The organism is Streptomyces monticola, assembly GCF_042665355.1.
In the GTDB taxonomy this organism is placed as follows: Bacteria; Actinomycetota; Actinomycetes; order Streptomycetales; family Streptomycetaceae; genus Streptomyces; species Streptomyces monticola.
In genome coordinates, this window is sequence record NZ_JBHTCF010000045.1 from 1 (window position 1) to 11,939 (window position 11,939).

The 11,939-nt window shown below is 69.4% G+C and carries 14 protein-coding genes; 13 read left to right on the top strand and 1 reads right to left on the bottom strand.

Annotation, left to right across the window (positions count from 1 at the left end; translation table 11 throughout):
* Positions 1-224 (top strand): adenosylhomocysteinase (locus ACFQVC_RS42005; RefSeq protein ID WP_381841930.1); only part of this gene is annotated, 224 nt, incomplete at its 5' end.
* A gap of 70 nt (positions 225-294) precedes the next feature.
* On the opposite strand, the gene ACFQVC_RS42010 is transcribed toward ACFQVC_RS42005, so the two are convergent.
* Positions 295-1,146, bottom strand: a complete 852-nt coding sequence (locus ACFQVC_RS42010) for a MarR family winged helix-turn-helix transcriptional regulator (protein WP_381841933.1) — start codon at positions 1,144-1,146, stop codon at positions 295-297.
* A gap of 251 nt (positions 1,147-1,397) precedes the next feature.
* On the opposite strand from ACFQVC_RS42010, the gene ACFQVC_RS42015 reads away from it, so the two are divergent.
* From ACFQVC_RS42015 to ACFQVC_RS42070, 12 genes are all read left to right on the top strand, one after another.
* Complete coding sequence (locus tag ACFQVC_RS42015; RefSeq protein ID WP_381841936.1) at positions 1,398-2,843, top strand: MFS transporter; 1,446 nt, start codon at positions 1,398-1,400, stop codon at positions 2,841-2,843.
* Between the two features lie 295 nt (positions 2,844-3,138).
* Positions 3,139-4,155, top strand: coding sequence for a methyltransferase (locus tag ACFQVC_RS42020; protein WP_381841938.1), 1,017 nt, complete (start codon positions 3,139-3,141; stop codon positions 4,153-4,155).
* A 236-nt stretch (positions 4,156-4,391) separates the two neighbouring features.
* The gene (locus tag ACFQVC_RS42025; protein ID WP_381841940.1) at positions 4,392-4,700 is read left to right on the top strand and encodes a dehydrogenase; all 309 of its coding nucleotides are present in this window, start codon (positions 4,392-4,394) and stop codon (positions 4,698-4,700) included.
* Positions 4,697-5,251: a nuclear transport factor 2 family protein gene (locus ACFQVC_RS42030; RefSeq protein WP_381841943.1), complete on the top strand. Its 555-nt coding sequence runs from the start codon at positions 4,697-4,699 to the stop codon at positions 5,249-5,251. Before ACFQVC_RS42025 ends, ACFQVC_RS42030 begins: the two co-directional genes overlap by 4 nt.
* Positions 5,248-5,721 (top strand): ester cyclase, encoded by a 474-nt coding sequence (locus tag ACFQVC_RS42035; RefSeq protein WP_381841946.1) that lies wholly within the window; start codon positions 5,248-5,250, stop codon positions 5,719-5,721. Before ACFQVC_RS42030 ends, ACFQVC_RS42035 begins: the two co-directional genes overlap by 4 nt.
* Before the next feature lie 192 nt (positions 5,722-5,913).
* Positions 5,914-6,315 carry a nitroreductase family deazaflavin-dependent oxidoreductase gene (locus ACFQVC_RS42040; protein ID WP_381841949.1) on the top strand — a complete coding sequence of 134 codons (402 nt, stop codon included), beginning with the start codon at positions 5,914-5,916 and terminating at the stop codon, positions 6,313-6,315.
* 10 nt (positions 6,316-6,325) lie between these two features.
* Positions 6,326-6,910, top strand: a complete 585-nt coding sequence (locus tag ACFQVC_RS42045; RefSeq protein ID WP_381841952.1) for an NADPH-dependent FMN reductase — start codon at positions 6,326-6,328, stop codon at positions 6,908-6,910.
* Between the two features lie 54 nt (positions 6,911-6,964).
* On the top strand, positions 6,965-8,308 hold the full coding sequence (locus ACFQVC_RS42050; RefSeq protein ID WP_381841955.1) for a cation:proton antiporter: 1,344 nt from the start codon (positions 6,965-6,967) through the stop codon (positions 8,306-8,308).
* 94 nt (positions 8,309-8,402) lie between these two features.
* The gene (locus tag ACFQVC_RS42055) at positions 8,403-9,059 is read left to right on the top strand and encodes a hemerythrin domain-containing protein (protein ID WP_381841958.1); all 657 of its coding nucleotides are present in this window, start codon (positions 8,403-8,405) and stop codon (positions 9,057-9,059) included.
* A gap of 37 nt (positions 9,060-9,096) precedes the next feature.
* Positions 9,097-10,782: an NAD(P)/FAD-dependent oxidoreductase gene (locus ACFQVC_RS42060; protein ID WP_381841960.1), complete on the top strand. Its 1,686-nt coding sequence runs from the start codon at positions 9,097-9,099 to the stop codon at positions 10,780-10,782.
* Positions 10,783-10,914: 132 nt separating this feature from the next.
* Entirely contained in the window at positions 10,915-11,496 is a 582-nt protein-coding gene (locus ACFQVC_RS42065; protein WP_381841963.1) for a flavin reductase family protein, read from the top strand.
* A 1-nt stretch (position 11,497) separates the two neighbouring features.
* Positions 11,498-11,939: biotin carboxylase N-terminal domain-containing protein (locus tag ACFQVC_RS42070; protein ID WP_381841965.1), on the top strand; the 442-nt coding region annotated here is incomplete at its 3' end.

Sequence of the window (11,939 nt, forward strand, 5' to 3'; positions counted from 1 at the left end):
CCAACTCGTTCGCGGACCAGACGCTGGCGCAGATCGAGCTGTTCACCAAGCCGGAGGAGTACCCGACCGATGTCTATGTGCTGCCCAAGCACCTGGACGAGAAGGTCGCCCGGCTGCACCTGGACGCTCTGGGTGTGAAGCTGACCCAGCTGCGTCCCGAGCAGGCCGACTACATCGGTGTGAAGGTCGAAGGCCCCTACAAGCCCGACCACTACCGCTACTGACGCCCGTCTGCCCGTCTGCCCGTCTGCCCGTCTGCCCGTCCGCCTACCTGTGCGACCGCCTGCCTGTGCGTCACGACAGCAGTTTGGTCAGCAGCTTGCGCAGCTCCTCCTCGCCGGTCTCGCCGAGTGCGGCACGTGCCTCGTCCTGTATGCGCCGCGCCGCTTCGTAGACAGCGGGCATCTTCTTGCGGCCGGCGCCGGTGAGCTCCAAGGCGTACCGACGGCGGTCGTGCGGGTCCTGCCCGCGGGCCACGAGCCCTGCCTGCACCAGCTCCTCGACCACTTCCGCCGCGGCGGGCTCGGTGATCGCGAGGTCCCTTGCCAGCTGCTGCTGCGGGCAGGGGCCGAGCCGGTCGATCCCGGCCAGCGGGCCGAAGTGCCGTACCTTCAGGCCGAGTTCGCCGAGCAGGGCGTCGAAACGCCGGCGCTGCTGGTAGTGCGCCTGGGTGACCAGATACTCGACGCTCTGCGTGGCCGCCTGCTCCGCCTCCGGCAGCAGCGTGCCGATGAGGGTGCCGAGCCGCTTGCGCTGACGAGCCGTCAGGGCGGCGGCGATCCGCGCGTCCCGCTCGGACACGCTGCGCCGCATCTCGTCGAGAGCGGCCCGCCCGGACTCGGTCAGCGACAGGACGTACGACCGGCGGTTGGCCGGGTCGCGCCGCCGGGTCACATGGCCGAGCTGTTCAAGGCGGTCGATCAGCCGCACCATCACCGTCCGGTTGATGCCGAGGCGCTCGGCCAGCTCCCGCTGGGAGCGGGCGTCGTGCTCGGCGAGTACATCCAGGAGGACGAAGTCCCGTGACGGCGGGCCGTCTTGCATCGCTTCGCCGGTGAGTTGGGTGAAAGCCCGTCGCAGCAGGTCACCGACGTATCCACGCACGGGCGTGGAGGAGGTTGGGTCCAGGGTCCCCGTCGGCTTCATGGTGCCCACCTCGCTGCATCGGTTCCATCGCGCCGGACCGCCCGGCCGATACAGCATACCAAAGGTGATAGTTACGTTGGCAATCAGTTGGGATGTTGACGATTATGAGGGTGCACGGTACGGTCCCAACGTACCTCCGGGCCAAGCGAGTTCCTCGGCCACAGAGCGAGGAGGCCCCCAGGAACGAGCCGGGCGCCCTGCGCGGCAAGGCGCGAGCCGACAGCCTTCAACGGACACACCGGAGGAGTCCCATGACTCTGCATGAACGATCCGACGTCATTCGCGAGGCGGTAGCACCGCCCGCACCCAAGCCCCGCTTAGGCCTGGCTCTCCTGGTCATCGCCTCGGCGCAGCTGATGCTCGTCCTGGACGCCACCATCGTCGGCGTCGCCCTTCCCCCCATCCAGAGCGACCTCAACCTCTCGGCGGCCAACCTCAGTTGGGTGATGAGCGCCTACCTCCTGGCCTTCGGCGGGCTGCTGCTCGTCGGCGGCAGGTCCGGCGATCTCTTCGGCCGCAGGCGGGTCTTCCGCATCGGTCTCGTGATCTTCACCGTGGCCTCGCTCATCGGCGGTCTCGCGCCCAACGGCGCCGTGCTGATCGCGGCCCGGGCCCTGCAGGGCGTCGGCGCGGCCATCGCCGCACCGACCGCGCTCTCCCTGCTCGCCACCACGTTCCCCGCGGGCCCCGCGCGCAACAAGGCGCTGGGTGTGTACGGCGCGGTGGGCGGCCTCGGCTCGGTCGTCGGCCTGATGCTCGGCGGCGTCCTCACCGAGTACCTGAGCTGGCGCTGGGTGCTCTACGTCAACATCCCGATCGCCGTCGTCGTGCTGCTCGGCACGGTCGTCCTGGTGGAAGGCGAGCGGGAGCGCGGCGGCGGTATCGACGTACCGGGCGCGATCACCGCGACCCTCGGCCTCGGCTCACTGATCTTCGCGATCAACCAGGCCAACACGGAAGGCTGGACCAGCGGGACCACCCTCGGCCTCCTGGCCGTCGCCGCCGTCCTGCTGCTCTCCTTCCTCGCCATCCAGCGGCGCAGCGCGGTGGCCATGATGCCGCCCCGCGTGCTGCAGGACCGGGGCCGCAGCGGGGCCATCCTCATCATGCTGCTCGTGGGCGGCGGCATGGCGGCCACGTTCTACTTCCTCACGCTGTACATGCAGCTGGTCCTCGGCTACACGCCGATGGAGTGCGCCCTGGCCTATCTGCCGTTCGCGGTGGGCATGGTGCTCGCCGCCGGCGGTATCGGGCCGCAGATCCTGGCGCGGACCTCGGAACGCACGGTGACCGTGCTCGGACTGGCGCTCGCCACCGCCGGTACGCTCTGGTTCGGCGCCCTTGGCCCGGACACCAACGCCTGGGCCGTACTGCTGCCCGCGCAGCTGGTCGCCGGCGTCGGGCTCGGCCTCTCCTTCGTCACCGCGACGATCGTCGGGGTGCGCGGGGTCGCGCCGCAGGACACCGGTATCGCCTCCGGGCTCATCAATACCGGTCAGCAGATCGGCGGCGCGATCGGACTCTCGGTGCTCGTGGCCGTGGCCCTCGCGGCCACCCCGGCCGGCGGCAGCCCCGCCGCGCTGACCGAGGGGTACACCGTCGGCCTGATGGTGGGTGCGCTGCTCTACGCCGTGGCCCTGGCCATCGGAGCCGCCACCTTCAAGCCCGCGCGGCAGCCGCAGCAAACGCAGCACTGATCGAAAAGAAAAGGATAAGCGGAGCCCATTCTCTCAACCCCCGTTATGAGAACGGGGGTTGACGGGCTCCGCTGAATCTGTCACGCTTTATTTGGCGGTTGAGTCACGCCCAAATTCAGGGCGGTATCCCGCGTATCCCGAAGTGGTCATCGGCAGCGTTCTCCCTGGCGACGTTCTCCTTATGCATCGCGCCCCGGCGTCATAGCGCCGAATTGCCGGTTCCGCTCTCTTCCTGACCAACGGTCCGGGCCGCCCCCGGATTTCGCAGCGGTATCCACCGAGAAGAGGAAGCCACGTGTCGACGAACCAAGACGGCGTTCCTGACCTGGAGCTCTGGAAGCTGGCCGACCTGATCACCCCCATGTGTGTGCGGGTGGCCGCGACCTACCGGGTGGCCGACTACCTCGCCTCCGGCTACAAGACGGCACAGGACATCGCCGAGCCCGCGGGCCTGCACGCCGGCGCGCTGAACCGCGTGCTGCGGCACCTGGTCACAGCCGGTCTGCTGCGCGGCGACGGCGAGGAGTTCGAACTGACGGAGAAGGGCCAGGCGCTGCGCTCGGACCACCCGGGCCCGCAGCGTTCCCTGATCGACCTGGAAGGCGCCATCGGCCGCGCCGACCTCGCCATCGTGGAACTGGCGCACGTCGTGCGCACCGGCGAGCCGTCGCACCAGGTCAGGTACGGCAAGCCGTTCTGGGACGAACTCGCGTCCGACAAGGGTCTCGCCGAGTCCTTCGACGCCCAGATGGCCGGCAATGTGGGCGAGGACGCCGCGAAGATCGCCCAGGCCTACGACTGGTCGAAGTTCTCCCACCTGATCGACCTCGGCGGCGGTGGCGGCATCCTCCTCGGCGCCCTCCTGGAGGCCCACCCGACACTGCACGGCACCGTGCTCGACCTGCCGGGCACCGTGGAGCGCGCCGAGAAGAACCTGGCCGCCCGCGGCCTCGGCGACCGCGCCAGCGTGCGCGGTGGCAGCTTCTTCGACCCGCTGCCCGCGGCCGACGCGTATGTCCTGTCCTCGGTCATCCACGACTGGGACGACGCGCAGTCCGTCGACATCCTCAAGAACTGCGCCGCAGCGGCCGGCGCGAGCGGCCGGGTGTTCGTCATCGAGGAGACCGGCTCGGACGGCGAGACGCCCGACACCGGCATGGACATCCGCATGTACGCCTACTACGGCGGCCAGGAGCGCACCCTCACCGAGAACATCGAGCTCGCCAAGGCCGCGGGCCTCTCGGTCGTGAAGGTGCACAAGGCACCCGGCCGGGTCGCGACCCGCTCGGTCATCGAGCTCAAGGTGGCCTAGCCGTCTGAGTCACCTGGACCACCTGGATCAGCTGAACCGCACAGAGCAACTGCCAGGAACCGCAGAAAACTTCCGCGCGACCGGATTGTGCGCGGGGCTTAATACCGGTCGCGCGGAATTCACGGCTCAATTCTCCTGCACCACCGTGCCATCAATCCGAGGAAGTGGGTTCCATGTCTGTTTCCCCCGACGCTCCCCTTGGGAAATGGGAGGGTACAGTCACGCACGACGGCGAGGTGGACAAATACTCCGTGGTCTTCGCCGCAGACGAAACGCTGGCCGTGGCCACAGGAAAAAGCGGTGGCTCCGGCACGTGGTCGGTGACCGCGGCCGACCGCTTCGAGTTCACCTTCCGTGAAGTGTTCAACGCCGATGTCACCCAGATCAGCCCCACCGGGCGCCGCGCGGCGTACATCAAGATCGACATCGCCGCACAGCGCTCCGGGGACACCTTCACCGGCACCGGCAAGGCGGTCGTGCACGCGCACGACGACACGGTGATCTACGCGACCGACGCCGAGACCACGGCCCGCCGCGTGTCATGACGACCACCGCCGCCGGGCCACTGGCCGAGCAGGTCGCGCGCCTGAACCTGCGCGCCGCGCTCAGCGAACTGGTGGAGCGCTATCTCGCCTCCCTCGACACGGGGAACTTCGACGACACCTGGGCCAGGTCCTTCTTCACCGAGGACATCGAGCTCACCTTCCCGGTGGGCAGTCACCAGGGCATCGCCGGGCTCGCCGGGTTCACCCGCGCCATCATGGGCCGCTGGGAGAGCACCCACCACCACGGCTCCGGGTGCCTCGTCGTCCCGGACGGCGAGGACCGGGCCGGCGTCCGCTGGAGCCTGATCGCCTCCCATATGCACTTCGGCTCGCCCCGGCCGCCCGCCGTCTCCCGCTGCTTCCAGCTGGGCGGCCGCTTCGACGGCACGGCCAGGAACACGCCGCAGGGCTGGCGGTTCGAGCGCCTGCGGCTGCGGATCACCTGGAGCAGCGGTGCGCCCCCTACGGAGGTGTCCTCGGTCGACGACGCCACGCTCGGCCCGGCCCTCGGCCTGCACACCACGACTCAACTGGAGGACGACGCACCATGATCACCGCCGAAAAGCAGCGCGAACTCGTCGAGCGGGTCTTCGACGAGGGCCTCAACCAAGGCGACCTCTCCGCCGCGGACCGCTATCTGACCGCCGACTTCAAGAACCACGGCAGCCACGACGACTCCATGACGGGACCGGAGGCGTTCAAGCACACCATCAAGATCCAGCGCAGCGCCTTCAGCGACGTCAGGTACGAGATCCTGGACTTCATCTCGCAGGGCGACCGGTGCGCGATCCGCTGGGTGATGCACGGCCGCCACACCGGACCCTTCATCGGGATAGCGGCGACCGGCCTCACCGTCCAGCACCAGGCGATCATCTGGTTCCGGTTCGAGGGGGAGAAGATCGCCGAACGCTGGGGAATCGTCGACAACTTCACGCTGCAGCGCTTCCTTCAGTCGGGCGGCAAGCCGGCCGGACCGCTCACGGCGCGCCCCGACGGCCCCAAGCCGCAGGCCGCCGCCTGACGCACCGCCCCCTTCACGACTCCTTCCACGCACCCCTCTCGACGTACCCCTCTCCACGCACCCCTCTCGACGTACCCCTCCGCACGAAGCGCACGGCGGGCCGGGAACCGCATCCCGGCCCGCCGTGCGCTTGCGTCGTGTGCGCCCGTGGAAGCCGCGCAGCCGTGTCCCCTCCCTGGAACAGGAGAAGAGATGCCGATCAGCAGGCGGGTCGCCCGTTTCAATCGCCTGGTCGCGAACCACTTCGTCGGCCCCGTACTGAGCCGGCTGCCCGGCTTCGGCCGGGTCCACCACACCGGCCGCAAGTCGGGCCGGGTGTACACCACTCCGGTCAAGCTGTTCCGCAGGGACCAGGACATCGTCGTCACACTGCCGTACGGACCCGGCTCCGACTGGGTCAAGAACGTCCTCGCGGCCGGGGGTTGTGAGATCACCACCCGGGGCCGCCGCGTCCGCCTGGTCAACCCGACCGTGTTCACGGACGACGGCCGGACCGTGATGCCCGGACTCACCCGCCGCATCCTGTCCCGGGTCGACGCCACCCAGTTCCTCGCCCTGACCCCGGCCGACGCGCCGGCCGCGGCGAAACGCTGAGGGGGCCGTCATGACCGTCACGGCCGCCGAGCCGCTGCGCGTGACCGTGCTGATCGGATCCGCTCGCGAGGGACGTCTCGCGCCGGACGTGGCACGGTGGTTCGCGCAGCAGACCGACGTACGCGAAGACCTGGTCGTCGACACCGTCGACCTGGCCGAACACGTCCTGCCCGCCAGCCTCGTCCCGCACGCGCCCGAAACCGTGGCGCTGCGCCCGCGCCTGGCCGCGGCGGACGCCTTCGTCGTCATCGTCCCCGAGTACAACCGCAGCCTTCCGGGGCCGCTGAAGACACTCATCGACAGCTTCAACGCGGAGTGGCAGGCCAAGCCCGTCGCCTTCGTCAGCTATGGCCTCGGCATGGCGGGCGGCGTACGCGCGGTGGAGCATCTGCGGCAGATCTTCGCCGAGTTCCACTGCGTCGGCATGAAGGACACCGTCACGTTCCCGCAGATCAACGAGCACTACGACGTCGACGGCCGGTTCCCCGCGGACCCCGCGGGCGCCGCGTCCGCGGCCAAGCTGATGCTCGACCAGCTCGTCTGGTGGGGCCGCGCCCTGCGCGACGCCAAGTCCCTGCGGCCGTACGGAAGCTGAGCCGCACCCCGAACACCGCCACGTCCCTCCCACCCACTTGGACCTGGAGGTCCGATGGCCGTAGCGGCTGCAGTGAGCGACCCGCTTCCCGACCTGCTGATCGTCATCCCACTCGTGATCCTGGCCTGCAAGGCGGGCGCCCGCATCGTGCACCGGCTCGGACAGCCTCCGGTGGTCGGCGAGATCGCCGTCGGCATCCTCCTCGGGCCCTCACTCCTGGGCTGGCTCTGGCCGGAGGCACAGCACAGCCTCTTCCCCGCCGAAGTGCTGCCCTACCTGGGGGCGTTGGGCAACCTGGGCCTGCTGGCCTATATGTTCCTCATCGGCCTCGAACTCGACGTCGGACTGCTGCGCGGACAGAGCCGCACGGCCATCGCGGTCAGCCAGGCCAGCATCGCGCTGCCCCTGGCACTCGGCACCTGCCTCGCCCTCGGCATGTACGCCACCTTCGCGCCCGACGGCGTGGGCCGGCTGCCGTTCGTCCTGTTCATCGCGGTGTCGATGAGCATCACCGCGTTTCCCGTACTCGCCCGCATCCTGACCGAACGGGACCTGTACCGGACACCGACCGGCGCCCTGGCGATGGCCTGCGCCGCCGTCGACGACGTGACGGCGTGGTGTCTGCTCGCCGTGGTCGTCGCCGTCAGCACCAGCAGTGAGCCGGCCCAGGTACTCATCACGGTGCTGCTCGCCGTGGCCTACATGGTCTGCATGCGCTACGTGGTGCGCCCGCTGCTCGCCCGCTGGGTGGCCCGCGCCGAACGCACCGCGTCCGACGGCGCGGTGATGGTCGTGCTCTTCAGCGGCCTGTGCCTGTCCGCACTCGCCACGGAACACATCGGCGTGCACGCGCTGTTCGGGGCCTTCGTGTTCGGCGCGATGGTGCCGCGCGGCTCCCGGGTGATCGAGCGCTCCGCCGCCCGGCTGCACTCCGTCGCCGTACCGGTGCTGCTGCCGCTGTTCTTCGTCACCACCGGCCTGAAGACGGATGTGGCGCTGCTCGCCGGGTCGGCGGAGCAGTGGCTGTGGGCGCTCGCCGTCCTGGTGGTGGCGGTCATCGGGAAGTGGGGCGGGGGAGCGGGGGCCGCCCGGCTCTCGGGCCGGTCCTGGCGTGAATCGCTGTCGATCGGCGCACTGATGAACTGCCGCGGACTGACCGAGCTCGTCGTCCTCAACATCGGCCTCGGCCTCGGCGTCATCGGCCGTGACCTGTTCACCGCGCTCGTCCTGATGGCCCTGGTGACGACCGCACTGACCACGCCGGCGCTGACCTGGATCCGTGGCGCCGGGCCACCCGCCGGGCCCTCTGTCGAGCCGCCCGCCGAGCCCTCCGCCGAACCGCCCGCCGAACCCGACGTACCGGGACCCCGGCCGAAGGCGACGGCCGAGACCGGATGAGCCGCGTCGCCGCCACACCCCGTACAGCGGCCCGAGGAAACCGGATGAGTCGCGCCGCCGCCCGAAACGCGCACGCCGGAACGAGGAGAGAGTCATGAGTCACCAGTACAAGCTCGACATGACGATGATGAGTGCCATCCATGACGCCCTCCGCCGCGAGCTGGAGCGCATCGCCCGGATCACCGCCCGCGTCGACGAGGACCCACGCCACGTCCTGAGCACCGCGGTCGGCTGGGAGATGTTCAAGAAGTTCCTGCAGGCCCACCACCGCGCCGAGGACCTCACCGTCTGGCCCGTCATGCGCCAGGCCCTGGCCGAACGCCCCGACGACCTGGCGCTCCTCGACGCCATGGAGGCCGAGCACGCCATCATCGACCCCCTGCTCGACGCCGTCGACGCGGCCGTGGCGGACCGCGCATCGGGGCTCGAGCGCCTCGGCGGCCTCGTCGACACCCTGCACACGGGGCTCTGCGACCACCTCGCGCACGAGGAGTCCGACGCACTGATCCTGATGGACACCACCCTGACCGAGGAGCAGTGGCAGAACTTCAGCGTGCATCAGCGCGACCGGATCGGCGACGACGCGCCCCGGTATCTGCCCTGGCTCCTGGACGACACCGACGCCACCCGGGCCGCCGCCGTGCTGCGGCACATTCCCGACCCACTGCGCGCGGCCTACGAAGCCGAGTGGCGTACGGCGTACGAATCGCTCGACCTCTGGGGTACCGGCGGCCGTCCCGCCGCCGTCTGAGCACACACCGGACCGCATCAACGACAGGAGACTGCTCATGGTCACGAAGCCGCCCGAAGGCGGGCCGGAGATACCCGAGAAAGCCACCTACGACGTGATCATTCTGGGCACCGGCCTCGCCGGCTCGGTGACCGGGACGGTCCTTGCCCGCCACGGAGCCAGGGTCCTGCTCGTCGACGCGGCCGCGCATCCGCGCTTCGCCATCGGCGAGTCGATGACACCGCAGCTCGTCGAGTGGATCCACATCCTGTCGGAGCGGCACGACATCCCCGAGCTGAAGAGCCTGTCCAGCGTCACCGCCAGCACCCGCGACATCGGGCCCACCTTCGGCACGAAGGCCCACTTCGGCTTCATGAAGCACGAGGAGGGCAAGGAGCCCGACCCGCGCGAGGCCACCCAGCTGGCACTGCCGAAGATCTTCCTCCACAACAGCCATATGTTCCGCCAGGACAGCGACGCGTTCATGTTCCACGTCGCCGTCAAGTACGGCTGTGTCGCCCGGCAGAACTGGCGCGCCACCGACGTCGACTTCGACGCCGGCGGGGTGACCGTCACCGGCCAGAACGGCGAGGTCTTCCGCGCGCAGTACCTGGTCGACGCGAGTGGTTTCCGCTCGCCGCTGGCCCAGAAGTTCGATCTGCGCGACCAGCCCGCCCGCTTCAAGCACCACTCGCGCTCGATGTTCACGCACTACGTCGGCATCAAACCGTTCGACGACGTCAGCGGCCACCCGAAGGCGCTGCGCCCGCCGGCCGACTGGCACACCGGCACCATGCACCACCTCATCGACCGCGGCTGGTTCTGGATCATCCCCTTCGACAACCACCCCAAGTCCCGCAACCCGCTGTGCAGCGTCGGGCTCACCATCGACGAGCGCACCTATCCCAAGCCGAAGGACCTGACGCCCGAGCAGGAGTTCGCGCAGTTCCTCGACAAGTACCCCGCGGTCAAGCGGCAGTTCGAGGGTGCGGGCCGGGTCCGCGAGTGGGTGTCGACGGACCGGCTGCAGTACTCCTCGAAGCAGACGATCGGCGACCGCTGGTGCCTGATGTCCCACGCGGCCGGGTTCCTCGACCCGCTGTTCTCCCGGGGGCTCTCGAACACCTTCGAGGTGGTCGACGCGCTGACCTCACGGCTGCTCGACGCCCTCAAGGACGGGGACTTCTCGGCGGAGCGGTTCGAGTACGTGGAACGCCTGGAGCAGGGGCTGCTGCGCTACAACGACGAGATCGTCAACAGCTCCTTCATCGCCTTCTCCCACTTCCGCCTCTGGAACGCGCTCTTCCGTGTCTGGGGCGCGTTCATCAGCCCCGGCGTCATGCGTCTGACGCGGGCCCGCCTGAAGTACGTACGCGACGGAGACCCGCGGCACTTCAAGGAGCTGGAGGAGACCCAGTTCCCGGGCCTGTGGTGGCCCGAGAGCGACAAGTTCAAGACCCTCCTCGAGGCCACGGCGGAGACCTGCGAGAAGTACGAGGTGGGTGCCCTCACCGGGGACGAGGCCGCCGACATCGTCTTCAAGCTCCTGCGCGACTCCGACATCGTCAATCCGGTCTTCGGCTGGAAGGACGAGGAGAAACGCTTCGTCGCGCCCTCGACCGTGACCATGGCGCGCTTCCTCTACTGGGCGTCGGTCCAGGCACCGGAGGAAGTGCACGCCATCGGCCGGGAGTTCCTCCTCGGAATCCTGAAGGCCGGGGCGAAGGTCAGGAAGCTGCTCTGAACGACCGGTCAGCCGACTGGTTCCTCCGACCGGTCAGCCGACTGGTTCCTCCGACCGGTCAGCCGACTGGTTCCTCCGACCGGTTCCGCCGACCGGTTCCTTCGACCGGTCCAAGCCCTGAAAGGGATACGCATGTCTGCAGCGCGCACACTGATGCACCAGCATCAGGTCCAGCCGATAGACCCGCGGAGCCTGCGCAGTGTGTGCGGTCTCTTCGTGACCGGGGTGACCGTCATCACCACCGGGGAGGACGACTGTGCGGAGGGTACGACGGTCAACTCCTTCACCTCGGTGTCCCTCGACCCGCCGCTGGTGCTGTTCTGTCTCCACCGGCAGTCGCGACTGCACGACGTGCTGGAGCGCAGCGGCGGGTTCACGGTCAACTTCCTTTCGGGGCGCCAGGAGAAGCTGGCCCGCGCCTTCGCCGGCCGTCAGCCCGACGGCTTCCAGGGCGTGCCCCACCACAGCGGCTCCACGGGCCTGCCCGTACTGAGTGAGGCGCTGGCCTTCCTGACCTGCACGACCGTCGGCGTATACGCGGGCGGCGACCACGACATCATCGTGGGCGAGGTCGTCGAGCTCGGCCAGCCGCAGCAGGGCCTGGAACCGCTGATCTTCTTCGAGGGCACGATGGGTGCCCTCGAAGGAGAGGAGGGCAGGTTCGCCCACAACGCGCCGGCCCAGCGAGTCCTTGCGGAGCGACAGGCGTCCTGACGTGGACAAGGTGCTCATCGCCAACCGTGGCGAAATCGCTGTCCGTGTGGCCCGGGCGTGCCGGGACGCGGGGATCGCGAGTGTGGCGGTCTACGCCGATCCGGACCGGGACGCGTTGCATGTGCGTGCGGCGGATGAGGCGTTCGCGCTGGGCGGTGACACTCCGGCCGCCAGTTATCTGGATATGGCCAAGGTGCTGGCCGCGGCGAAGGATTCGGGTGCCGATGCCGTGCATCCGGGCTATGGGTTCCTGTCGGAGAACGCGGAGTTCGCGCAGGCGGTGCTTGATGCGGGTCTGGTGTGGATCGGTCCGCCGCCGCAGGCGATCCGGGATCTGGGGGACAAGGTCGCGGCCCGGCATATCGCCCAGCGTGCCGGCGCCCCGCTGGTCGCGGGTACGCCCGACCCGGTCTCCGGCTCGGACGAGGTGGTGGCCTTCGCGC

Excerpts from the sequence above, each read along its gene's own strand:
- ACFQVC_RS42015 (WP_381841936.1), top strand. The coding sequence starts at position 1,398 with ATGACTCTGCATGAACGATCCGACGTCATTCGCGAGGCGGTAGCACCG.
- ACFQVC_RS42050 (WP_381841955.1), top strand. The coding sequence starts at position 6,965 with ATGGCCGTAGCGGCTGCAGTGAGCGACCCGCTTCCCGACCTGCTGATC.
- ACFQVC_RS42035 (WP_381841946.1), top strand. The coding sequence starts at position 5,248 with ATGATCACCGCCGAAAAGCAGCGCGAACTCGTCGAGCGGGTCTTCGAC.
- ACFQVC_RS42030 (WP_381841943.1), top strand. The coding sequence starts at position 4,697 with ATGACGACCACCGCCGCCGGGCCACTGGCCGAGCAGGTCGCGCGCCTG.
- ACFQVC_RS42040 (WP_381841949.1), top strand. The coding sequence starts at position 5,914 with ATGCCGATCAGCAGGCGGGTCGCCCGTTTCAATCGCCTGGTCGCGAAC.
- ACFQVC_RS42055 (WP_381841958.1), top strand. The coding sequence starts at position 8,403 with ATGAGTCACCAGTACAAGCTCGACATGACGATGATGAGTGCCATCCAT.
- ACFQVC_RS42065 (WP_381841963.1), top strand. The coding sequence starts at position 10,915 with ATGTCTGCAGCGCGCACACTGATGCACCAGCATCAGGTCCAGCCGATA.
- ACFQVC_RS42010 (WP_381841933.1), bottom strand. The coding sequence starts at position 1,146 with ATGAAGCCGACGGGGACCCTGGACCCAACCTCCTCCACGCCCGTGCGT.
- ACFQVC_RS42060 (WP_381841960.1), top strand. The coding sequence starts at position 9,097 with ATGGTCACGAAGCCGCCCGAAGGCGGGCCGGAGATACCCGAGAAAGCC.
- ACFQVC_RS42045 (WP_381841952.1), top strand. The coding sequence starts at position 6,326 with ATGACCGTCACGGCCGCCGAGCCGCTGCGCGTGACCGTGCTGATCGGA.